Below are 25,008 nucleotides of genomic sequence, written 5' to 3' on the forward strand. Positions count from 1 at the left end.
AGTTTTTAATAAGAGTGATTTAATATCTGGTAATGGAACGAGGGGTAATTGGCGCACAATACCGTAATGGAGTCTCCCTTGGCTAACGTGTAACTGGCAAGATCCCCGTTGTGGTTACGGATATTGGTGAATACAAGGCTATTCCCCCAGTTGTAGTTGTAAATTAGGGTAAATATGCAGGCGAAGTCCGACGGCAGAGTCGAGTAACCGAACATGGTGGCCACGGACGATGCCGACGGCAGGGTCACGCTGTACTTCTGGTTGGCATAAACGAAAAAGATGTTGAACTGCGAGAAATCGATCGTGTAACCGCTGCCTGTGAAATAGACATTCTTGATCTTGTTGCCGATGCAGGCAGGGGCTATAACAGAGGCATTGGACCATATTCCGTAGTTACGGTTACCGTTTTTGACATCGATATAAAGCCCGTAGTTGTTATTAAAGATGCTGTTCACCTTGTTGTTCACAATACGTCCGGTGGCACATGATCCGCCGGCGGATGCCGGTATGGTGTTGCTGCCGAACAGGACATACGAAATGGTGTCCCCCACGCGGAACAGGTCGTCGTAGATGGCAAGGCCGCCGCCTGAGCCGGTTCCTGTCGCCGTCGAGCCGATGCGCCCCTGACCGATGACGAATCCCCCGATGGTGCCGGCATTGGCGTTGATGGTGCCCGTCATCGTGACATTTCCCGAGGCGTCCCATTTGATATTCTGGTTGGCCAGATAACCCGATCCGTCATTGGCAAAGGAGATTTTCCCGCACCCGAACGTGGCGGAACCGTCCGTGTTCAGCGCCCAATAGTTTACTCCGGTGGAAGGGTTGTCGTGGTAAATATATCCTGAAGCCCCCATAACGATGCGGTGCCCCGAGGCCGGAGCCGAAGCGGTCAGGGCGCTTGTTCCGAGAATCCAGCCGCCGATCTTGCCGCTCACGGCCGTGATACCGTTCCTGTCCAGCGTGACCTTTACGCTATTGTTCGCATCCTTGACGGAGATGCTGCCGTTATAGCTGCTCCCTCCGACAGTCAGGGCGGAATCCACGATAATCTGGTTGGCGCGTACGGTTCCCGTGTAAATGCCGTTGGCATCGATGGTGGTCGTGTATTTCTCCGTGGAGGTAAGGTCGAAGACCGTGGCATAGGCCACATACCAGATGACAGGCGTATCGGAAGTCCCCTGCGTGCCGTCCACGTAGAAGAAATGGGTGCTGGAAAAATCGGCGGTGCCGCACACGACCTTGTAGACGTATTCTTTCCAGTCGCCCGTGCCGGCGTTCGACGTAAGCCACCGGTGCGAACCTCCCGTGCCGACGCTGTTCGTCGCCCAACAGAGATTTCTGCCGGCGGGGATCTTGGCGATAATGCGGGCGACGAGCACCTTGCGGTAACCGCATTTCGCCCCGAAATAGAAGCCTCCGTTGCGAGGGCTGGCACTGCCGCTGGTCTGGATTTTCAGGACATACTTGCTGTCATTGGGTGCCGTGGCATCCTGCTGCCGGGTAACGGTCACCATACCGTTCTGGGAGTTGTTGTAAACCACGACACCGTTGTTTCCGTTCCAGAAAGTCGGGTCGCGGTAGAGCATCTTCCCGAACGCCATGGCCGAAGCGAGTTCCTGCGCCGTCGTGATGCCCGTAGTCCACTGGGCGGATACGGATGCGGCAAAGGTAACCGTGCCGGCGGCATTCCATGAGATATTACCCGAGGCTATGTGCCCAGACCCGTCGTTGTTCAGACTCCATTTCGTGGAGTTGGCGATAGATCCGTCGCTGCCCAGCGAGATGTTGTTTTTCCAGATATGGTTGTGGTCGAAGGCCCACCCCGCGATACGGTTGTATACCTCCTTGCTGCCGCTTTTGGTATAGTTCACCGAGAGGCAGAAGTATTCCAGATTGTCCCATGACATCATCTGAAGACCTATGAATCCGGTCTTGACACTGTTGCCGGATGCCGCCACCTGCCCGAGGACGATATGCCCTGCATTGCTGCTCTGATACCACGTAAGGCATATACCCAGCGGCTTGTAGGCTCCCGTGTACCAGTAACCGCTGCCCGTGGAGGCGGAACGGATTTGCAACGGGATGGCACCCACAGCTCCGACGTTCCCTATGGTCATGTTGTCACTGCCGATGGAGAAACCGCCGATCTTGCCCTTCGTGAACGTGCAGCTGAGACCGTTGATGTAATCGGTATTGATAATGGACGACTTGATACCCACGGCATCGAGTTTCGAGGCGCTGATGCTGCCCGCGGCGATACGGTCTGCCGAAAGTGTTCCCGTCTTGATACTGCCGGCATCGATCGCCACGGCGTTGACCTGCGCCGCGGTAAGGGTGCCCGTGTAAATCCCTGTCGAGCCGATATAGGTCAGCGGGTGCGCCGCAAGCGTGCTGTCCGTGCTTTGCGCCAGAGCAATGAACCGATGGCGGCGGATCTCCTCCTCGACGGCAGCCGTGAGGGTGCGCGGCGCGGGGGCATAGGCTTGTGTGGAACCGCTCTGGAAGATAAGGTCGTTGCCGTAAGCGATTTGCGGAGCTGCCGGAATCGGCGAAGGACTATAACTGCTGCTCTCTATCGGCTGGTCGGAGTAGAGGTGGTACACGGCACCCGTATCGCCGCCGCCACGCAGGAAGACGGCGAACATGCAGTAGTTGCCGCACAGCTGCGCCCCGGCGAACATCCGGCAGTAGGTCTCGGAAAGGTCATAGATATCCCATGAATAGGCAATGCCACCCCAACCGCCGAAGTTGGTTTTGATAAGTACGATCAGACCTCCTTTGTGCGTGGATGTGTTCCACGAGACCGGAGCCTGCTCGGCATATCCCCGACGGACGAGAATGGTACGTTTGATGTTCTGGTCGCCACCTTTGAAAACGACTGGATAATAGGTCGCTTCGTCGCCGTTGATGATGAGTTTCTTGTAATATCGATAGCCGAAGTTCGTAACCTTGGCCGCTTCGATGTCGTTCTTCCATTGCAGCGATACGGAAGCCCCGAACGTAACGTTCCCGGCAGTGTCCCATGCAATGTTGCCCGAGGCGATCTGCCCCGAACCGTCGTTGTTCAGTTTCCATTTCGTGGAGTTGATGATCGAGCCGTCGCTGCCCAGCGACACGTTGCCCTTGCGAATGGAAGTCGTGTCGATCGTCCAGCCGGCTATGCTGTTGCTCGAACCCAGCTGTGCCACGCAGTACCCTGCACTGTCCGTGGTATAGAGCCCGAAGTCCGTGTCGCTGTTGTAGTAGAGCTGCACCCGCTGCCCGCTAGCGACACCCGAATTGGCCCCGTACACCGCGATGCGTCTGTTGCCGCTGTCTATCGAGATATGCGTGGCAGTGAGGGCCGAAGCCCCGATCATCCAGCCGCCGATTTTTCCTTTGGTGAAGGTACAGCTCAGGCCGTTGATATAGTCCGTGTTGATGATGGAGGACCTGATGCTGGCGGCATCGAGCTTCGAGGCCGCTATACTGCCTGCCGCTATGCGGTCGGCGGAGATGGTTCCTGCGGTAATCTGCGAGGCGGTGATACTGCCGGTATAGATTCCGTCGGCCGTGATCTTCGTCAGCTTGGGATAGCCGCTGCCGCCCAAAGCCGTGGTGAGGGAGCCGATAGGTGCCGTCCACAAGGCACTGACCGTCGAGGCGAACGTGACGTTGCCCGAAGCGTCCCACGCGATGTTGCCGCCCGCGACCGCTCCGGCTCCCGAGGCATCCAGCCGCCATTTATAGCCCCGGATACCGTTCGAGCCGAGCGTAATGCTACCTGCGGCAGAGGTGCAGCTCCCCACAGTGTTGTTCTTCGTACCCCGGTAAAGGGAGTCGGCATCCACCGTCCAGCCGCCGATTTTCCCTTTTGTAACGTTCAAGGTCAGAGCTTCGATGTTTCCGGCGGTAATCAAGGAGGCTTTCAACGCCGCCGTGTCGATGCGTGCCGCAGCGATAATCCCCGATGTGATCTGGGAAGCACTGATGGAAATCGTCTTAATCGTATCGGCCGAGAGTGTTCCGGTAAAGACGCCGTCCTTGTCGATGTAGGTCGCACCGACCCAGTTCAGACTCACTCCGCTGCCGAACTCGACCTTGCCTGTCGTGGCGTTATACCTGACATACTGGTCGCCATAACCCAACTGGGCGTTACCGCCGTTATCTACATAGAAGGTTTTGTAGCCATCCCTAAATCCATAGATGCCGTTTACCGCCTCTGCGGCGATCGTTCCCGAGGAGGTCTTCGTATTGAGTGTAAACGAGCCTATGGCTATCCCGGAGACGGTGCCGTCGCTGTTTTTCGTGCCCGCAAAGAGTTTGGGGGTGATGACCGTGTTGCCGTTGATGAGCGTCTTACCCGTATTCCACTCCTTGACCCAGTCGAGCATGTCGGCATCGACCCCGTCCTTGCCCGGGATACCCGCCTTGGCTTTCGACCAGACGAACGACAGATGATAGACAATACCGGAAATTGTCACGGGAATATCTATTGTTCCGTGGTCGGCGAGGGTCGTCGTACCGGCGGTGATAACGTAGGTTAAGGTCTTCGTGCCGTTATTGACGGTAACGGATGAGAATCCCGCCGGCTTACCCACCGCACCGATGGTAAAGGCCGTGAGTTCCTCGTCCCCGCACATCACCCGTACGGTCGAGGTGAGAGTGACGGACGAGAGAATCTTCCCCGTGTCATCCGCGGGGAACACGTATTCACCCAAAGACTGGGTTATGGTATACCCGTCCTTCTGGACATAGATGGTCGCCTGTCCCCGGGCGATGAGAATCTTTGCCATGAAACCTTTTTCTGAAAGTATAGTGCGGAATGATTCCGGCAGGTTGCGGATTTTTTTTCGTGTAAATGATATTATTATAAAAAATATTTGTATTTTTGTAATTGGAAATGGTTCCGGGCGGTTCGCCGCCACGGATGAAAAGGGAATCCGGTGAGAATCCGGGACAGTACCCGCTGCTGTAAGTCCCCTCAAGGTTGCCGCAACCTGCCACTGGTGTAATGCTGGGAAGGCGCGACGACTGGGACGAGTCAGAAGACCTGCCATGACCGGAAAAGGATTTACACCCGCGGGAGAAAATCGGGTTGCGATCAGATACGGAATGCCGTAGGAGTCATTCTCATATTTGAAGACAAACATAATCCCGTTCGTGTAAACCTGCGCGAACGGGATTTTTTGTGTTTGTTAAAAATATGTTTTATTAAAAAACAAGTAAGCTATGAAAAGAAATTTACGCTTTCTGGCGGGAGCTTTCCTGTTGACGGCAACCGCCCTGTTCACCGGCTGTAATTCAGACGATGACTTTTTGATGAATCCTCAAACTGATTCAGTAACTCCCGAAACCCGAGCCAACTTTAATGATGATGGCACTACAACCATTACATTCGATGACTTCGATGAAACATTCATGGCGGTTTCGCCTAAAGCAGAGAACTACTACACGCTTTATGGATATACTGCAGAGAACCAAATCAGGGAAATATACGATCCCGATTTTGTGTTTGTCTCCGACATGAATACTGTAACCAATTCTTATGGAGCGTATACTGAATTTTCCAGTGGTGCCATTGCGTTGTCGAAATACAATTATCGTTCTGATTCTGCTGCCGGCAAGACTTCTGGAACTAATTGGTGGTATACTTGGGAGAATCAATGTAGTGTCTATAATACAGCATCCACAGATGGGGCCAATACAGGGGCAGGTCACAGCGGTTCCAATTTTGCTGTTGTATACGGCTACTCTGATTTCGGAAATACGGAGTGGATGGCCAAACCTGAATTCTATTTTGACTCCCCTCGCAAATTCAAGGGTTTATGGTATTGTAACACAGCATATACCTATGGTGTGATTATAAATGGTAATCAGTTCGGAACATCGGGTGTTGCAACACCGTTGAGTAATCTGAAAGATTCTGACGGCAACAATATAGGATATTTCCAAGTCAACATCGAATGTTATGACGTAGATGGAAATTTGATCACCACTGTATCGAAATTGTTGGCCGACTACCGATATGATAAACCAACAGTGTCCCCCGTAACTACATGGACATATTGGGATATTAATGTAGCGGATGTGCAAAGTGTAAAATTCAATTTTGAAGGATCTGATGTCGATCCTATATATGGACTCAATACTCCGGCGTATCTTTGTATAGACGACGTTACAATAGAATAACAATTTAATATAGTTTGGCATAGAACTGATTTCAGTTCTATGCCCTTTTTATTATGAAGGCTTTCATATTTAGTATTCTTGTACTTTTGTTTTTTATTACAAGCTGTAATAAGAACGATGTAATTACTGAAGAAATAAAACAAGCTCCTATAATTGAACTCGATAGTGAGACTGGCATTTACACTATCAAAGTTGGGCGTGAACTGACAATTGCCCCGACATATAAATATGCGAATAATGCACTTTATGCATGGACAGTAGATGGAAAACTTCTTTCATCTGAATCAATATTGAAGTATACATGGAATCAGGAACAACATCTATATATCAAATTGCGAGTTGATACACCAGAGGGTTATGCGGAAGAAGAGTTAAAAGTAGAAGTATTGGAGTTAACTCCACCTACAATTTCAATCATAATCCCCTCTAAAGGATTAAAAGTGCCTCAAAACACGGATTATATTTTATCTCCAGATATTCAACATGACGATCTTGAAAATTTTAGAATTGAATGGGTACGCGATGGAGAAATCGTCGGAACAGAAAAAGCATATACGTTTCACGAAAAAGAACTCGGTACATATTCGATAACAATCCGGGCATCCAATATAGACGGAGAAACAATCCGTGATTTCGACGTAGAAGTTGTGGAAACAATGCCTTATTCCGTACGGTTTCCGACACCATCCTATACACAAACTTCTACGGATCGTTATACTTTTGCAGGGCGTCCTGTATATTTGCGGCCTTTGCTGGAATATTTCGATTATCCACAGTATCAATGGCAGGTCAATGGAAAAATTATGGAAGCCGCTACCGACAGGGTTTTTAAATTCACGCCGACGACTCCTGGAGAATATTTCGTTGCTGTTACTGTTACAGAAAAAATGCCCAACACACAGCCACTTTCACGTAACATAACACGTAGTAATACTTCAATTACAACGACAGTTAAGGTTATTTGTGAAGAAAAAACGGAACAAGAACGCTATCGGCAAGCGACAGCGACAAGTTCAGGTATTTGGGATAAGGTTTATGAATTCATTCCTGCTCCCGGACAGTTTATTAATGAGTTATCCCAAAATACCGGATTTATAGGAAATGAAACGACGCCCCAACAAGCCATAGAGTATGCAACGAAACGATTGAACAAAAAAGCGCATGTTTCACTGGGATCTTTCGGTGGTTATATCATCATCGGTTTTGACCATAGTATTGCTCCGAGTGGCCGAGAATACGATTTTGCAATACAAGGAAATGCTTTTAACAGTTCGAGCGGTGGCTCAAATGAGCCGGGCATTGTTTGGGTAATGCAAGATATAAATGGCAATGGCCAGCCAGACGATGAATGGTATGAATTAAAAGGATCTGAAACCGGCATCGATGGTACAATACAAGACTACGAAGTAACTTACTATAGACCTGCACCCAGAGCACATACTCCGTGGGTAGATAGTGAAGGTAATTCAGGTTCTGTCGATATGAATGCATACCATGGCCAAGAATATTATTATCCCAATTGGATTAAAGAAGATAGCTATACATTATATGGGACGCGTCTGACTCCTCGCAACAATCAAGATCCCGTTACAGGATATTGGGCGAATAACGCTTATGAGTGGGGGTATGTGGATAATATGGGTTCAGATAATCTGGTAGGAGGAAATGTCATTGATGGTAGCGGTCAGCGCAACGGATTCAAAATAGCCAATGCAATATATCATGACGGGACTCCAGTAAAATTGCAATATATAGACTTTATCAAAGTTCAGTGTGGAGTATTATCGAAAAGTGGTTGGCTTGGAGAGATATCCACAGAAGTATTTTCATTTGAAGACTTATCAATAACTAATAATCAATAATATGAGACAGTTTTGGCTTTTACTATTCATTGCCCCATTTCTTTTTTTATCATGTTCAGAAGATAATCAGACTCCAGAAAGTCCTGCTGATGCCGATGACAATTTTATCACATCAGTCGTGATGACTGTGGCAAGTCAATCCTATACAGCGGAAATAATTGACAATATAATTACCATAACAGTTCCATATACTGTTTCGTTAAATAATGCTCAAGTCGAATTCAAATACACATCCTCGGCAACAATTATTCCCGATCCGGCAAGCATTACTGACTGGGATACGGAACGAACGTTTCGTGTAACCTCTTACAATGGAGAAGCGAATGATTATACATATAAAGTCATTAAAGACGAGATTCGCTATGAAGGGGATGTGGAATTGAAGACAACAGCGGATGTTACGGCTTTCATTGATACGGACGTAACGGTTATCAAAGGTGATTTGATTATCGGGTCGGATGCTGAGGATGCAGAAGAATTGTCGGATATCGCCGCATTAAAAATATTGAAGGAAGTCGAAGGAAACATCATCATTCGGAAAAGTTATGTTGGACAAGATCTTACGGGACTTGATAATATCACTTCAATTGGAGGTTTGCAAATAGGAACTGAAACTGCCTTTGCGACCAACAGTAAATTGCAGATGGTCAGTATGAGATCTTTGCAGCATATTACTGGCGACATCGTTGTCTGCAACAATCAAGTAGCATATGTGCAATTCGACAACCTTGAAACGATTGATGGAAATATAATATTCAGGACTTCATCTCTACAAAGTTTTGAATTCCCTAAATTAACCACTGTCGTAAAGGATTTTGATCTCCAGTGTCTGACAAGTGACGGAGAACCAGGAGGAGAAATCACATCTTTGAGAATTCCTGAATTGACAAAAGTAAACGGTCGCTTAGGGGTTAATAATTTAGGCAAAATGATTTCTTTGGAATTTCCGAAATTACAAGAAGTTGGAAGTGTGGATTTTGCTTCTATACCGATTCCGTTGGAGACCCTTTCATTGCCGGAATTATCGGTAGTAAACGGCGACCTTAATCTCGTTTCCAGTTATATTGCGTCCGATGCTTTTACATCTACGGGAAATAATAAATTACAAGAAATAGATGGACTGTCTAACTTGTCGATTGTTAAAGGCACATTGACAATATCTAAATTCCAAGTCTTGAAAAAATTGCCGGATTGGAGTAAATTAGAACAACTCGGAGGACTGACCTTGCTGCGTTTATTGGAGTGTTCTGATCGAATTTTAGATTTGAGCAAAGTAAATTTTGTACCTTTTGAGGATAACGAACCTTTAATTTCTATTACAGACGGGACTATATTCTCAAAAATTATCACAAAAGAGGATATGTCGCAAGTTAGCATGTTTCTAGCTCCGAGCGGTATTACCGGTTCAAGTGTTGGAATAGATCCAGAATTGAATTTTAAGAGTATTAAGAATTTTAAGTATTCTAGCAATATGACAACAGATCCTGTATTCCAATTTGAACGAGTTTACGGGAATATGGAAATTATAAGAGGTTCAAAAAAAGGCGTTTCAGCCCCTAACTTGGTAAGTGTAGATGGATATTTAAGCATCGAAACTACAATGGCAAACAATATCTCGTTCCCGAAATTGGAAATTGTCGGAGGTCAGTTATGTATTATCGGTAATCTGAACGCTGTTTCTAACTATGATTATGATTTTACGAATTTAAAGTCAGTCGGTTGTTCAAGCAATCCTCAATATATCAAAGAAGGGGTGATTAATAATATTTTATATGGTTCTTTAGATTTTATGGCATCAAATAAAGATTTTACATTTCCGTCATTGGAACATGTCGGGGGTGTTGGTATGACTGTTCGTGCCGTAAAAACTATTTCATGCCCCAAATTGCAGGCCATTGATGGAACACTTTGTGCTGCAAATGCAGCATCGCTTACGACTTTCAATATGCCAACTTTAACAAAACTCTCAGGAGTTCGATTTATCCGGTTGACACGGTTTGTTGATTATACGTTCTTCAAATCTTTTGTAGAAGAAGAGCAAATCAAGAAAGAAGACTGGCTTGTAACCAATTGCGGTTATAACCCCACCTACGAGGATATGCAAGCCGGTCGCTATACCCAGCAGTAACACCCATTATTTTACAAGGGAACAGGGTACTGGCCGAAAGACCGGTACTCTTTCCCGTTTATAACAAGCCAATGAAACATCTGATACGACATATCATTCTTCTATGCGGGTTGCCGCTGTTGCTGGCGGGCTGCATGGAGTGGGACTACGGAGATGCGGTGGAAGATTTCAACGCTACCGGAGCCGGGTTGTTCATCACCAACGAGGGCAACTTCCAGTACGGCAATGCCACGTTGTCGTACTACGACCCCGAAACCCAACAGGTGCAGAATGAAGTGTTCTTCCGTGCCAACGGCATGAAGCTGGGCGACGTGGCGCAATCGATGTGCATCCACGACAATAAGGGCTGGGTCGTGGTGAACAATTCCCACGTGATTTTCGCCATCGACCTCAATACGTTCAAAGAGGTGGGCCGTATCACGAACCTGACTTCGCCGCGCTATATCCATTTCCTCAGCGACGAGAAAGCCTATGTCACCCAATTGTGGGACAACCGCATCTTCATCATCAACCCCAAGAAATATGAAATCACCGGTTACATCCAGGTGCCGGACATGACGATGGAAAGCGGCTCCACGGAGCAGATGGTGCAGTATGGCAAATATGTCTATTGCAACTGCTGGTCGTACCAAAACCGCATCATCAAGATCGATACCGAAACGGATCAGGTGGTAGAAGAACTGAAAGTCGGCATCCAGCCCACCTCGCTGGTAATGGACAAGAACCACAAGATGTGGACGATCACCGACGGTGGGTACGAGGGTTCGCCCTACGGCTACGAAGCCCCGTCTCTCTACCGCATCGATGCCGAGACGTTCACCGTAGAGAAGCAGTTCAAGTTCAAGATGGGCGACTGGCCTTCGGAGGTGCAGCTCAACGGTACGGGCGACAAGCTCTACTGGATCAACAAGGACATATGGTCGATGGACGTGGATGCGGAACGTGTTCCCGTGCGCCCGTTCCTCGAATACAGCGGTACGATTTATTACGGCCTGACCGTCGACCCCGTGCGTGGCGATGTCTACGTGGCCGATGCCATCGACTACCAGCAGCAGGGCATTGTCTACCGCTACTCGTCCGAAGGTGAACTGATCGATGAATTCTATGTCGGGATAATCCCCGGCGCATTTTGTTGGAAGTGATGGGCAGGATACGACACCTATACCATCTCATCTTCGTTACCAAAGGACGCAAGATGACGATTCCGACAACGGGAAAAGGATTGATGCTCGAGCGGATGACACGGATTTTTACAGGGAAAGGTTGCCGCGTACATGCCGCCAATGCCTTTCTCAACCACGTGCATGTACTTGTCGAGATTCCGAATTCCGGGGATTTCAGCAAGATCGTGAACAAGGTGAAAGGCGCCACGGGAACGGTATACCAGAAAACCCCGGAATATGCCGACTTCTCCGGTTGGGCTGCCGGATTCGACTCGTTCAGCGTGTCGTTCAGCGACCTTCACCGGCTCAGACGGCACATCGAGGAGCAGCATACAATCCATCAGGAGATCTCGTTCGAGGAAGAATACGGACAACTGCTTGAAGAGAATGGGTTCGACCCGCATCAAACGTCCGTGCCGGCATCCTCCACGGTACATTTTTCCGCGAATACCCACCCTAAAAACGGAATCAAATGATTTATACGAAATACATACTTTTCTCGCTACTGCTCGTCTGTCCGTCCGTATTGTCCGCGCAGGGAATCACACGACGCATCCACCAGATAGACGAGGTCACGGTGTGGGGCAAACGCCCGATGAAAGAAATCGGCGTGCAGAAGACGAAGTTCGACTCGCTCGCACTGAAAGAGAACATTGCCTTATCGATGGCCGACATTCTGACGTTCAATTCGTCCGTGTTCGTCAAGAGTTACGGACGCGCCACGCTCTCCACCGTTGCTTTCCGCGGCACGTCGCCCAGCCACACGCAGGTGACGTGGAACGGCATGCGCATCAACAATCCCATGCTGGGTATGACCGACTTTTCCACCATACCGTCCTACTTCATAGATCAGGCCTCGCTGCTTCATGGCACGTCGTCGGTGAATGAAACGGGCGGCGGACTCGGCGGACTTGTCAAACTCGGTACTACGCCGCAGGTCGGCGAGGGCTTCCATGCCCAATACGTGCAGGGCATCGGGTCGTTCCGCACGTTCGACGAGTTCGCCCGCTTCACCTACGGCAGCGACCGATGGCAGGTCTCGACCCGCGCGGTCTATTCGTCGTCGCCCAACGATTACAAGTACACCAACCACGACAAGAAGATAAATATCTACGACGAGGAGAAGAACATCATCGGACAGTATCATCCCAAGGAACGCAACCGATCGGGTTCGTTCAAGGACCTGCACCTGTTGCAGGAGGTATATTACAACACCCTGAAAGGCGACCGTTTCGGGTTGAACGCATGGTATATCAACTCCAACCGGGAACTGCCGATGCTCACGACCGATTACGGCGATGAGACCGCCTTCGAGAACCGCCAGCGGGAGCAGACGTTTCGTGGTGTCCTGTCATGGGACCATATCAAAGAGAAATGGAAAGTCGGCGTGAAAGGCGGTTATATCCATACGTGGATGGCCTACGACTACCGTCGTGAGGTGGCGCCGGACAACTGGGCCTCCATGACCCGTTCGCGGAGCAAGATAAACACGTTCTACGGACAGGCGGAAGCGGAATACTCGCCCGGCAGGAAATGGTTCTTCACCTCGAACGTATCCGTGTACCAGCATCTCGTGCGCAGCGAAGACAAGAACATCATCCTTCAGGATGGCAACAAAGCCGTCGTCGGATATGACAAGGGGCGTGTCGAGCTCTCCGGTTCTGTATCGGCCAAATGGCAGCCTGTCGAGCCGTTGGGCTTGTCGCTGGTCTTGCGCGAGGAGATGTCGGGCGACAAATGGGCTCCGCTCATCCCGGCATTCTTCATCGACGGACTGATTTCGCGCAAAGGGAACGTGATGGTGAAAGCCTCCGTATCGCGCAACTATCGTTTTCCGACTTTGAACGACCTCTACTTTCTGCCGGGCGGCAACCCCGACCTTAAAAACGAACACGGCTTCAGCTATGACGCCGGAGTGAGTTTCGATGTCGGCAAAAAGGGGGTATATAAACTGGGCGGCAGCGCAAGCTGGTTCGACTCCTACATCGACGACTGGATCATCTGGCTGCCGACGACCAAGGGGTTCTTCTCGCCGCGCAACGTGAAGAAAGTCCATGCCTACGGTGTCGAAGTGAAGGCCAACCTTGCCGTGCAGCCGGCAAAGGACTGGCTGATAGACCTGAACGGTTCCTATTCGTGGACCCCCTCCATCAACGAGGGCGAAAAGATGTCGCCCGCCGACCAGTCGGTGGGAAAACAACTGCCTTACGTGCCGGAGCACTCCGCCTCGCTGACAGGACGGCTGTCATGGCGGACGTGGGCGTTCCTCTACAAGTGGGCTTACTACTCGGAACGTTTCACCATGTCGAGCAACGATTACACGCTGACAGGCCACCTGCCCCGGTATTTCATGAGCAATATCTCACTGGAGAAAATGCTGTCGTTCAAACCGCTGGATGTACAGTTGAAACTTGCCGTCAATAACCTGTTCAACGAGGACTATCTCTCGGTGCTGTCGCGTCCTATGCCCGGCATCAACTTCGAGTTCTTCATCGGCATCACCCCGAAATTCGGGAAAAGCAGAAAATAATGTAAACGTAAATAAGGTAATGATATGAAAGTATTAAAGAATTTGAGCCTGATGGTGCTGCTTGCGCTGGCATTTGCAGGCTGTCGTGGCAAGAGTTCCCAACTTGCCGATTTCAACAAACAGCTTTACGCTCCCGAATATGCCTCGGGATTCAAGATTGAAAGAGCAGACGGCAGACAGAGCGTGCTGGTTTCCGTCATGAATCCGTGGCAGGGCGCGGATAGCGTCACCACCCGGTTGTTCATCTCCCGTAACGGGGAACCCGTTCCCGAGGGTTTCGACGGGCAGGTCCTCGAAGGGGATGCGCAGCGCATCGTGGCGATGTCCTCGACCCATATCGCCATGCTCGACGCCATCGGCGAGACGGCACGTGTGGTCGGCGTTTCGGGACTCGACTATATCTCCAATCCCGACATTCAGGCACGCCGCGACAGCATCGGCGACGTGGGTTACGAGGGAAATATCAATTATGAACTTCTGTTGTCGCTCGACCCTGACCTTGTGCTGCTTTTCGGCGTGAACGGGGCCAGTGCGATGGAGAGCAAACTCAAGGAGCTCGGCATCCCGTTCATGTATGTCGGCGATTATCTCGAAGAATCTCCGCTGGGCAAAGCCGAATGGCTGGTGGCGCTTTCGGAGGTCGTCGGGAAACGCGCGAAGGGCGAAAAGGTATTCGCGGATATTCCGATCCGATACAATGCGCTGAAACAGAAAGTGTCCGGTGCCGTTCTCGATGCCCCGTCGGTCATGCTCAATACGCCCTACGGCGATTCGTGGTTCATGCCCTCGACGGAAAACTATGCCGTGCGGCTGATTACCGACGCCGGAGGCGACTACATCTACAAGAAGAACACGGGCAACTCTTCGACGCCTATCGACTTGGAGGAGGCATACCTGCTCGCTTCGGAGGCCGATATGTGGCTGAACGTCGGCATGGCGAACACACTCGACGAACTGAAAGCCGCCTGCCCGAAGTTCGCCGATACCCGCTGCGTCCGAAACGGCTATGTCTATAACAACAACGCCCGCACCAATGCCGCCGGAGGCAACGACTACTACGAATCGGCCATCGTGAATCCCGACCTTCTTCTGCGCGACCTCGTGAAGATATTCCACCCCGAGTTGGTCGAAGAAGATTTCGTATACTACAAACAACTGAAATAGATGCGTTCACGCCCCGTCATCCTGTTCACCGCGTTGTCCGTGCTTACGGTCGGCCTCTTCCTGTTGGATTTGGCTGTGGGCGCGGTTCGCATTCCCGTCGGCGACGTATGGGCGGCCCTGACGGGCGGCGACTGCCCGCGGACTACGGCGAAAATCGTACTGAACATACGGCTGATAAAGGCGGTTGTGGCTCTGCTGGCCGGGGCGGCGCTATCGGTCAGCGGCTTGCAGATGCAGACATTGTTCCGCAATCCGCTGGCCGGCCCCTACGTGCTGGGCATCAGCTCGGGTGCAAGCCTCGGCGTGGCGCTCGTGGTGCTGGCAGGCGTCGGCTCGTCGATAGGCATCGCCGGAGCGGCTTGGCTGGGTGCGGCCGTCGTGCTGCTCGTAATCGCTGCCGTCGGACACCGCATAAAGGACATTATGGTGATATTGATTTTGGGTATGATGTTCTCGTCAGGCGTGAGCGCTGTCGTGCAGATATTGCAATATCTGAGCAAAGAGGAGGCGTTAAAGGCGTTCGTCATCTGGACGATGGGGTCGCTCGGCGACGTGACGGTGCCGCAGCTCGCCATCCTCCTTCCGTCGGTCATCGTCGGGTTGCTGCTGGCCGTATGGACGATCAAACCGCTCAACCTCCTGCTCTTCGGCGAGGAATATGCCGTAACGATGGGACTGAATATCCGCCGTTCGCGCGGTCTGCTGTTTCTCTCGACGACGCTGCTGGCCGGCACGGTAACGGCTTTCTGCGGCCCGATCGGCTTCATCGGTCTTGCCATGCCTCACGTCGCGCGGATGCTCTTCCGCGAGGCCGACCACCGCGTGCTCCTGCCGGGAACCCTTCTCTCGGGGGCGGCGGTATTGCTTCTTTGCGATATCGTTTCCAAAATGTTCACTTTGCCCGTAAATGCCATTACCGCACTGCTGGGAATCCCGATAGTCGTATGGGTGGTTTTACGCAATAAATCGATGACGGTATGATAGAACTGTGCGATTTTTCCATAGGCTACGCAGAGAAGAGGCTTCTCGATAAGGTCGATGCCTCTTTCAAAAGAGGACAGCTGACTGCCCTTATTGGCAGGAACGGCACGGGGAAATCTACACTTCTCCGTGCCATAGCCGGACTGAATCATAATTATTGCGGTAAAATCCTGCTCGACGGACATTGTATCGCAAACATGAGAACTCCGGAGAAGGCAAGGCAACTGGCATTTGTCACGACCGAGCGCACACGCATCGCCAACCTGCGGTGCGAGGATGTCGTGGCTATCGGCCGCGCCCCTTACACCAACTGGATCGGCCGCATGCAGCCTCAAGATAGGGAAATCGTCATGCGGTCGCTCTCTTCGGTCGGAATGGAGGCGTATGCCGGCCGCACGATGGATAAGATGTCGGACGGTGAATGCCAGCGCATTATGATAGCCCGTGCTCTGGCTCAGGAAACGCCCGTCATCCTGTTGGACGAGCCGACCTCGTTTCTTGACATGCCCAACCGTTACGAATTGTGTTCCCTGCTCGCACGGTTAGCGCATGCTGAGGGCAAATGCATTCTGTTCTCCACTCACGAACTGGATATAGCCCTCTCGCTGAGTGACAGAATAGCCCTTATCGATACGCCCGTCCTTCACTGTCTGCCGACCTCCGAAATGATCCGCAGCGGGCATATCGAGCGGCTGTTCAACAATGCCGCCGTACAATTCGACCCCGTGAGCGGGATCGTGAAATCCATGCCAAGAGACTGACTTTCCTGTCGGGAAACACGTCAGACGCAATGAGGGTGTCCCAAAAAGTATTTGGCACCCTCGTATTCGTTGTAAGACATGTCGTTTATTTCGATACCTCGCACATCAGCACGCCTTTCCCCGTCACATCGGCTTTCGAGACCGTGATGGATTTTCCCGTGTAGGTCTTCACGACGGAAGTCCCGGCAGAGTTCCACAGTTTCCATGTATAGGTATAAGCTGTCCCGCCCGTGTCGATTTCCTCACCGCCCCTGTATAACACGGCTTTGGCATCCACGTCATTGCCGTTGTTCTTGATGGTGAACCCCTTCTGGCTGACCAGATCAACCGTGATGGGGTCGGACATATCCGTGAAGGAGATGATGTCGCAGACGACCTTGTTCGCCGAGGCGTTGCCCGCCGAGGTGTCCGTATCCTTGATGGCGCACTTGAAGGTCTCGAAGTTGAGAACGGCATCTGCCGTAATCGTGATTTCGTTTGTCGTCCAGCCTGCCGTCACGCCCCGAGGATTGGTCGAGGTAAGGCATGCCCAGCCGGCACCCAGCATGGAGTTGTAGTAGGGACACGAAACGGCGGCTCCCGATGCGGCTGCGGCACTCAGTGCGGAGGTCAGCGTCACGACCTTCGTGGAGGCGTTGACTGCCGAAATGGTGTACTGTGCCGATCCTATGGTTATCCTGCCTCCCGCCTCCATGTTCATTACCGAAGCGACCGTTATGGTCGTGGCTCCGGCTGCCGCGGCAGCTGTCAGTGTCGTGCCCGCGAATACCGCCGAATCCTTGATGCCCCACGCGTAGGTGACGTTCGTCGTGTCGATAGAGGCTCCGCGCCACAGGTCGCAATGCGCCCTGAGCGTCGCCACCTCGTCGTTCTTGAATACGATGCCGTCGGGTGCATACGCCACGGCGGCGATCATCGCTCCGGCGTTCAGGTGCTGCGTGAACTGAATCTCCGCCCGGAACGGAATCTCCAGCCCGTTGGCGTCGATGTAAACCGCCTCGAAAGTATAACGCACTTGCGGAGCGGAAACGGTCATGTGGTTGGCTTTGACGGTAAGGGCATACTTGGCCGATGCCGCGCCGATGGTGCAGCTGTCCTGTCCGGAGACGATCGCCGTACCGTTCTTGTACCACTTGGCCGAGCCGCTCTTCACGCCTGCCGTAAGCGTCGCGGCATTGCCTACCGAGGTGATCTGGTCGGTCGCCGCCTGACCGCTGACGAAGAGCGAAGGGGTAAGTACCAGATAGGGAGAAGCCGCCCACGAAGGGGCATAGGCATTGTTGTCTCTGTTGTACACCTGTGTCAGGGGCTGCGAGGAGCCGATGAATGCCTGCAACGATACCGCGTCGTTCTGGTCGATGATGGTGACCTGCCCGCGGGCTACTTTTACTGCCATAATAGATTATCGGTTATTTGTTATTTCCACTTCGCAATCGAAAACGGCCTTGCGCCACACGTCCCCGCCGGTTATCTCTATCTCCCTGCCGTAACGCGGTGCGGCGTTCCATATCCTGTCACTCTCCGTATCGCGGCTCGTCCGTATCCAGCGGAAATTGCCGTCGGGAATGAGCGATGTAATCTCTTCACCGCCCCTGTACACCCTGGCACGGAGTACCGTCGAGACGATTCCGTTGCGGAATGTCGTGCCGTTTTCAGACTCCACATAAACAGTATAGGAGGGAGATCCGTCGTAAAGTTTGAAAAAGGTATGGGTCGCACTGATTTTTTCATTACGGTATGTTGCCGTGTAGCGGAGGGTCAGCACGTCGCGCCCTTCCCAGCCATGAAACGGGGGTGTCATTTCAAATACGGCGGCATTGCATCCGGCATCTTTCCATATGCCGTCAACGGCAAGGTATTCCCACTGCCGACTTTCCGGCTCGAAATTGTATTCGGTCGCCACAAGCGGGATATTCTCCGGCTCGCATGCGCCTGAAAGCTCGTCCTTGAAATGGAACGCCGTGCCGCCTGTCAGGGAGACGGAACGGGGCTTGAGCAGTTCCTGCGCCTCCTCATCGAGGTCTTCCCAGCGGATGGTCACATCGCGCAGTTCGATGGTATCCTTGCCCCACTTGAACCGTCCCGAGGCGAAATGGCCCGTCCCGTCCGGATGGATGACGAAAGAACCGTCCCGTGAAACGATCGAGCCGTCTTCGTTCAGCCGCAACAGGGGATTCTGTATGGTACCCCCGATACCTCCCTTATTGAACCAGGCACCGTAATCGTCCGTGTAGGACAAGGCTTCATCGGTCGCCTGATAGGGGGTCACGTTCCTTCCGGCCTCCAATTGAGGGGCGGACAACGACAGGGGGACGGAAGCGGCAATGCCGAGACACATGACGGGGGAATCTGACCCGCGTATGAGGAACGGGACATTATAACGGACCCATCCTTTACCGGCAGCCACCGTCCGATCACCGACAAGATGTTCATCCTGATAGAACCGGATGGCTGCCGTATCTTCCGCTTTTATCCAGACTGAGAAACAATAACAGACTCCTGTATGAGCCTCCCGCCAGGCGGCACTTTGCGCACCAAGAAGACTGTCTCCGGCTATCCGTACACACCGCCCGAGTCCGGCGGGAGATGTTTCATCCAGCTCTTCCGAATGGCTGAACCGGCAGGACAGGCTGTCGGGTATGACATTCTTGTGGATTTTGCCCACATAAAACGTGCTTGAAAAACCGTTCTCGTCTCCCGCGGTAAGCGTGCCGGCTATATTGACATTGCGTGTGGCATAGAGATTCTGGAAATAGGCCCCGTAACCATCCAACATGCCGAAGACCGGATCGATGATGCCGCTGACCTTTCCCACACGGGCCTTGCTCGCCTCGCTGAAAGCGGATACGGAGGCAAGACGGACAATGTTCAGGTCGGCGGCCTCGCACCAGTCCCCCTCGGAGGCCAGGCTTGATGTCAGCTCAAGAAACAGGCTCCGGCTGTACTGTGCCGGGTAATCCACGGTGATGACCCATAACTTGTACTTCCATTCCCGGCCGATGGAGATTTCATCTTCCGCATCCGTCTTTTCACGGTTCGTATAGCCGAACCGGATCGGTACGGAACCTGATGTTTTGGAAGACCTGACCTTGAACGATACCAGCAGGTGCTCCGGGTATCCGACCGGTTCTTCCAATGTCAGCATCAGCCCGAAGGAAGCGTTTCCTGCCGGTTCCGCATTGCGGATGATGCGGACAACGCGTGTCGCTTCCGAATCGGCATCCAGGTATTCCGTTTGCAGCATGCTGCCATAAACGGCGTATCTGGACTTGTCCGGCACTCCCGCCATGCCTCCGTCCATGACGGGATAGCACAGGGAGCGTTCGGTCGCCATGCCGTCGATGACATCCATATAGGGTGAATCGCTGTCAGAAGCCGTCAGGTACAAGGCTCCGCTGCGTGCCGTATCGAACAGGTTGGTAATCCGCACGAAGTCCAGCAGTTCACCGCCCTGCGGTTCGTCCCCGTCCAGCAATGCCCCGATGAAATAAGGAGCGTCCTTGTCTCCGACAAGCTCCGTTCCGGTTTCTGTCACGCACATCAGCGAATAGACGGTACGCTCCCGTTCGGCATATTGCCTGCGGATGATATCCCCGGCTTGCAGTCCCTGTGTCTTCTGCGAGTCGGGGGCGATACGGATCTTGTATGTCGGATAACGGAATACGGACATGGATTATGACAGTTTTTCCACGGTGTCTCCCGAACAGCTGTCGCTGATCCAGAAGGAACCGTTGGTTACCGAAGTCTTTTTGACCTCGAACTCATAGGCGCGGAACTTACGGCGGGCCACCACCTCGTCGAATGTGGCGGAGACGCCTCCTGTCGTCCGGTTCCGGCGGACAGCCCATCCGCTTCCGGAAAGGCCCGGGGAAAAGAACTCCGAAGAGAGCGCCCCGGTAAAGACGCTGTTTCCGTAATGCCGGATACCGTCCTCCACCGCTTGCAGGCGTAACGCCTCTGTCAAGTATAGGGTTCTGTCAGTAATCCGGGTGGGCGACGCATGGATTCCGATATGCCCGGCTGCTTCCAACGGAACGCCGACCGTAAGGAAATCGGCATCGGTGCAGATATGGAATGATTCGCTGTGACGGTTCTGCGGGGCATAACAGCTCACGGACGGACGGTGTGAAAAATCCGTGCTGTGAGGGATAGCCGTCCTTTTGCCTTCTTCCTCGTAGATTACCTCGGAAGAAAGCGATACGCGCTCCCTGTCGCCTGTGAGCATGAATCCCTCTGCCGTGCCCATTCGCAGGCGCTTGTGGATAACGATACCTTCATCGGAAGTGTCTACCCGGTATGAGGAGAGCAGGTCGGCGCCGTAGTTGTGGCGGACAGTCAGCGAGCCCGGAAAACACGCCTTTCCGTAAGGGGAAAGCATCAGGCACTCGCCGTCCACGTCCGATATGCCGGAGAACAGGCGTATCTTCGGGGTATGGTCGCCGCCTAAAAGAAGGTCACCGCCGATACTCCCGAACTGTATCTTGTCCTTGTCGGTACGGAGTAGTACGGGAACATCTCTGATCCGGATGCCGAACCCGTCCAGGAACGAGAGGAATCCGCCGAGCGCGACATCCTCTTCCGAAAACGAAAGCAGACATTTCCCTTTGTCGCCCAGTTCCACGCCTTGCAAGGCTTTCAGTCCGCCGTCCATGACCGTACTCCCTCGCACCGTCAGATTCCGTCTCACCATGCCGTCCCGCATCGTCCAATCCGCCGTGTCCGTATTGGCGTTGCCACGATGGTAGACATCCTGCCCGCCCACGGCCAGCCGTGTCGGGGAGATGAATATTCCTGTATCCTCGTCCCCGATAATCCATGCCCCTTTGGAATGTACCGTCGCATCCAGAAAGTCTATATGGGAGGCATTGATTGTAGCGGTGGCCTTGTCCGCGTCGTAACGGAGCAACTGCCTGCCGCCGATATGCAGGCTGTCACCCCCGACTTTCAGGTTGCCGGTAATCCTGATACCGTACTCGACGGCAGTTACCACACCTTCCGGATCGGTAATGTCCTGCGAATAGGTTTCCAGGATACGGGTGTTTCCAATGCCGGCTTCGAAACCGTAATTGGCACTGAGCCTGCCGGTCATGTCACCGCCCGATTTCTTCAGGTAATCCAACAGCAAACCGCCACTTCCGGAACCGCCCTCTCCCGCAACGGCTCCGGCAATGGCGGATGCAAAACCGTAAGCGGTATTCTTCAGTCTCAGACTGGTCTCGTCGCCTTCCTCGATGCCGTAAGGATGCTCGTCGTCCTTTTTCTGCTGGGCATTGAAAAAGTTATGGTACAGCTGTGCATAGATGGAATAGCACAGGCTCTCCTTGTCGAGGGTTTCTATATCGGGATGCAGTTGTACGCTCATTTGGTGTAGCTGGTCTTGGAAAGAAAATTCTGGATACGTGATGTCAGCGAGATGAAGTTCGGCATATTGATCGGCGACATCGTGCCCATCAGTGTGGGGGTCATGATTTTCGAACATTCTGTCAGGAAGTCGAGCATCAGCCGGGCAAGCTCATTACCTAGAACCAGCGGCTCGGTGGCATTTTCGTCACCGAGCGTCACCTTGTTGTCGGCAACGGCAACGGTCGTGGAATTGACCTTTTGTACCACTTTATCTGCTGTCTGTCTGACTTCAGACTTGTCCACCGTATGCGTGATGCTTTCCGCATCGATAACGGTTGTCGCTTCCTTGTCCTTGTCATTCCTGACGGTTGTTGTGACGGCAGTCGGCGTATAGCGGGTGGAGGTCTCGTTACCGGTGGTTTCCAGTTCGTCGTAGTCCGGGGAGGAGTCGTTTTCCGGATCCAGCTCCTCCATTTCGGTCACGCCGATGACGGTTTCCGTGCGGGCATTGAGCCGCAGGATATCCACATGGGAGAAGTTAACCACATAGGCATAGCGGGTGGCGGCATCCATGAAGATGGTCACGTCGGAAAAGAGTGCAGGTACGATCAGGAAGCCGCCTTCGCTGTTGGTGGCGGCCGAGAGCAGCACGCCTTTATGGATGACTGGTTCGGCGGAGGCCGTCTCGTCCGGGTACTCGCCGACATCAATGGTACCGCCGTAGTCGGAAAACTCCTCGTCCGAGGGGTTATCGTGTATCTTAGCGACATAGCCGTGTATCATGCGGGCCGTCCCGATACCGGACATGCCTCCGGGAGCCAGATTGATACGCTCCATACTCCGCCCCAAGGCTATCTTGCGGATAGCCTCACGGATAAGCAACTGATTCGACTTATCTGAAGACATTGATTTTTTTATAGAAGAATAGGTCGTTGGAATATATTCAGGTTTGCATTTTCCTTCTTCAAAAATTAAACATGAAATTAGAATTTTCTATCTTTGTAAAAAAACACTTGATTAGTAGTATGGCAGGTTTCCAATCACCAATAACGATAGCGCAGGCTATAGAACGTATCCACCGGAATGAATACCTATTGCCGGCTTTTCAGAGAGATTTTGTATGGTCGGCAGAACAGATAGAAAAGTTGTTTGATTCTCTGATGAAAGGCTATCCAATCAGTTCCATGTTGTTTTGGAAGGTAAAAGGAGGCACAAAAACAGATTTCCGGTTTTATAAGTTTCTATCAGCTTTCATACAGTATCATCGGATATGCAACGATCCGATTCCTACGGACAATATCAACGATTTTTATGCAATATTGGACGGACAACAGAGATTGACATCATTATATATCGGTCTGTGCGGCAGCTATGCGTACAAAGATTATAGGAAACGTTGGGATTATTCTGAATCTAATTTTCCTACCCGGCATCTATATCTCAATATATCCCGTAAATACACACAGGAGGAAAGTGACAGGGAGTTCATCTTTTCCTTTGTTGACAAGAACATATCCAAAGAAAAAGATTTATTTATTGACAAGTCTAGTGAAAAATGGTTCCGTGTAGGCAAGATTTTGGCTTTGCATCAGGATTACAATTATGGCATCGATGAATTTGCCGAGGACAATAACATAGACAAAGAATCCAAAAGACTACTGAGACTGTTGGACAATGTCATTCATACCAAGCTCAATATAAATTTTTACGAGGAGGATGAACAGAAACCTGACAAAGCTGTGAATATTTTTATTCGAATCAATTCCGGGGGTACTGCATTAAGTTTTTCGGATATTCTGATGTCCATCGCCATTGCCAATTGTAAACAGATGGACGCAAAGACAGAAATCAAGAATCTGGTTGAGCACATACGTTCTAAAGGATTTAATATATCTCACGATTTCATATTGAAATCGTTCCTGTACTTATATCATAAAGATGTGCGTTCCCTTATAACAAGTTTCAATCTGAGTTTTATTGAACTGGTGGAAAATAATTGGACTAGGATCAGGGATGCTGTTTCAAACCTGTTCGACTTGCTGAGATCTTTCGGACTGACGGATTTCACAATGACTTCATATAATGCCGCCATGCCCATACTATATTATCTTTACCACAAGGACATATATCAGGATTTTTACAAAAAGATGGGAAATAGAGAGGATTGTGAAATCATAAAAAAATGGTTGTTCTCAATTCTGCTCCGCAGGGCATTCGGAGCAAGTGCTGATTCCGTTCTTGCACAGTCAAGAAGGGCATATACTACAGACATCACCGGCTGTTATATAAAAGAAACCGTGACATTGTTCCCGGCAGCAGAAATAAACTCTGAAATCAAGAAACTGTCGGATGTAGGTGACGATTTTATAGAAGACTTGCTTTACAGCCAGAAAGACTCACGATATAGTTTCCCAATATTGGCCATGCTGTATCCGAATCTTGATTACAGGAACAATAATTTCCATCAGGACCACCTGCACCCAGCCTCTGCATACAATGATCTGGAAGAGAAAGACAAGGAAAAATATGGTTGGCAGGTCTACAATTCCATCCTAAACCTGCAGATGCTCGATGCCAATGAGAACGAGTCTAAAAACGCCAAGCCATTGGACAAGTGGGTTAGTGAACAGACCCGGAACAAGGACATGCAGAAATTCATGGAGGACCACCTTATTCCGGATACGGATCTTTCATTGTCTAATTTTTCTGATTTTGTAGAAAAACGAAAGACCATACTGGTTCAGAGAATCAAAAAGATGATTAACTGATTTATATCAAAGGTATTTGCAGATATTATTCTTCCTGCCGAAACGCCCCTGTTGTAAAATATTTTTAAAGACATGGATTTGTAAAAATGCAGTGGATTAATTATGAATAAAAAGCAGTGATGTTCCTTGGAGCGGCA

16 protein-coding genes and 1 riboswitch are annotated in these 25,008 nt (G+C 51.3%); of the genes, 11 read left to right on the forward strand and 5 right to left on the reverse strand.

Going from position 1 to position 25,008, the window contains the following annotated elements; translation table 11 throughout:
• Positions 1-5: 5 nt before the first annotated feature.
• Positions 6-4,775 carry a hypothetical protein gene (locus AB5062_RS04435; RefSeq protein WP_004293579.1) on the reverse strand — a complete coding sequence of 1,590 codons (4,770 nt, stop codon included), beginning with the start codon at positions 4,773-4,775 and terminating at the stop codon, positions 6-8.
• 91 nt (positions 4,776-4,866) lie between these two features.
• Positions 4,867-5,055, forward strand: a riboswitch (cobalamin riboswitch).
• Positions 5,056-5,211: 156 nt separating this feature from the next.
• Here AB5062_RS04435 and AB5062_RS04440 point away from each other — a divergent pair.
• The 9 genes from AB5062_RS04440 (at position 5,212) to AB5062_RS04480 (ending at position 16,760) form a co-directional block, all read left to right on the forward strand.
• The gene (locus AB5062_RS04440) at positions 5,212-6,171 is read left to right on the forward strand and encodes a DUF4465 domain-containing protein (RefSeq protein ID WP_004293580.1); all 960 of its coding nucleotides are present in this window, start codon (positions 5,212-5,214) and stop codon (positions 6,169-6,171) included.
• A 53-nt stretch (positions 6,172-6,224) separates the two neighbouring features.
• On the forward strand, positions 6,225-8,033 hold the full coding sequence (locus AB5062_RS04445; protein WP_004293581.1) for a PKD-like domain-containing protein: 1,809 nt from the start codon (positions 6,225-6,227) through the stop codon (positions 8,031-8,033).
• A 1-nt stretch (position 8,034) separates the two neighbouring features.
• Positions 8,035-10,161, forward strand: coding sequence for a hypothetical protein (locus tag AB5062_RS04450; RefSeq protein ID WP_004303979.1), 2,127 nt, complete (start codon positions 8,035-8,037; stop codon positions 10,159-10,161).
• Between the two features lie 71 nt (positions 10,162-10,232).
• Positions 10,233-11,303, forward strand: coding sequence for a glutaminyl-peptide cyclotransferase (locus AB5062_RS04455; RefSeq protein WP_004293583.1), 1,071 nt, complete (start codon positions 10,233-10,235; stop codon positions 11,301-11,303).
• Positions 11,303-11,800 (forward strand): transposase, encoded by a 498-nt coding sequence (locus AB5062_RS04460; protein ID WP_004303978.1) that lies wholly within the window; start codon positions 11,303-11,305, stop codon positions 11,798-11,800. Before AB5062_RS04455 ends, AB5062_RS04460 begins: the two co-directional genes overlap by 1 nt.
• Entirely contained in the window at positions 11,797-13,854 is a 2,058-nt protein-coding gene (locus tag AB5062_RS04465; protein WP_004293585.1) for a TonB-dependent receptor, read from the forward strand. The genes AB5062_RS04460 and AB5062_RS04465 overlap by 4 nt, the downstream gene beginning before the upstream one ends.
• A 24-nt stretch (positions 13,855-13,878) precedes the next feature.
• On the forward strand, positions 13,879-15,018 hold the full coding sequence (locus AB5062_RS04470; protein ID WP_117974421.1) for an ABC transporter substrate-binding protein: 1,140 nt from the start codon (positions 13,879-13,881) through the stop codon (positions 15,016-15,018).
• Positions 15,019-15,999, forward strand: coding sequence for an iron ABC transporter permease (locus tag AB5062_RS04475; protein ID WP_004293587.1), 981 nt, complete (start codon positions 15,019-15,021; stop codon positions 15,997-15,999).
• Positions 15,996-16,760 (forward strand): ABC transporter ATP-binding protein, encoded by a 765-nt coding sequence (locus tag AB5062_RS04480; protein ID WP_004293588.1) that lies wholly within the window; start codon positions 15,996-15,998, stop codon positions 16,758-16,760. The genes AB5062_RS04475 and AB5062_RS04480 overlap by 4 nt, the downstream gene beginning before the upstream one ends.
• 85 nt (positions 16,761-16,845) lie before the next feature.
• Here AB5062_RS04480 and AB5062_RS04485 read toward each other — a convergent pair whose 3' ends face one another.
• Positions 16,846-18,156 carry a hypothetical protein gene (locus AB5062_RS04485; protein ID WP_004293589.1) on the reverse strand — a complete coding sequence of 437 codons (1,311 nt, stop codon included), beginning with the start codon at positions 18,154-18,156 and terminating at the stop codon, positions 16,846-16,848.
• Between the two features lie 6 nt (positions 18,157-18,162).
• Positions 18,163-19,425 (reverse strand): hypothetical protein, encoded by a 1,263-nt coding sequence (locus AB5062_RS04490; RefSeq protein WP_368326826.1) that lies wholly within the window; start codon positions 19,423-19,425, stop codon positions 18,163-18,165.
• A 441-nt stretch (positions 19,426-19,866) separates the two neighbouring features.
• Between AB5062_RS04490 and AB5062_RS04495 the strand changes: the two genes are divergently transcribed.
• Entirely contained in the window at positions 19,867-20,121 is a 255-nt protein-coding gene (locus AB5062_RS04495) for a hypothetical protein (protein WP_368326825.1), read from the forward strand.
• Between the two features lie 312 nt (positions 20,122-20,433).
• Here the strand turns inward: AB5062_RS04495 and AB5062_RS04500 are convergent, their stop codons facing one another.
• Positions 20,434-22,122 (reverse strand): hypothetical protein, encoded by a 1,689-nt coding sequence (locus AB5062_RS04500; RefSeq protein ID WP_117974415.1) that lies wholly within the window; start codon positions 22,120-22,122, stop codon positions 20,434-20,436.
• Positions 22,119-23,009 carry a hypothetical protein gene (locus tag AB5062_RS04505; protein ID WP_117974413.1) on the reverse strand — a complete coding sequence of 297 codons (891 nt, stop codon included), beginning with the start codon at positions 23,007-23,009 and terminating at the stop codon, positions 22,119-22,121. Before AB5062_RS04505 ends, AB5062_RS04500 begins: the two co-directional genes overlap by 4 nt.
• 71 nt (positions 23,010-23,080) lie before the next feature.
• Here AB5062_RS04505 and AB5062_RS04510 point away from each other — a divergent pair, with 71 nt between their 5' ends.
• Positions 23,081-24,871, forward strand: coding sequence for a DUF262 domain-containing protein (locus tag AB5062_RS04510; RefSeq protein WP_198418188.1), 1,791 nt, complete (start codon positions 23,081-23,083; stop codon positions 24,869-24,871).
• The last annotated feature ends 137 nt before the right edge of the window (positions 24,872-25,008 follow it).

The organism is Phocaeicola sp. RTP21359st1_B8_RTP21360_211022, assembly GCF_040911965.1.
GTDB lineage: Bacteria > Bacteroidota > Bacteroidia > Bacteroidales > Bacteroidaceae > Phocaeicola > Phocaeicola vulgatus.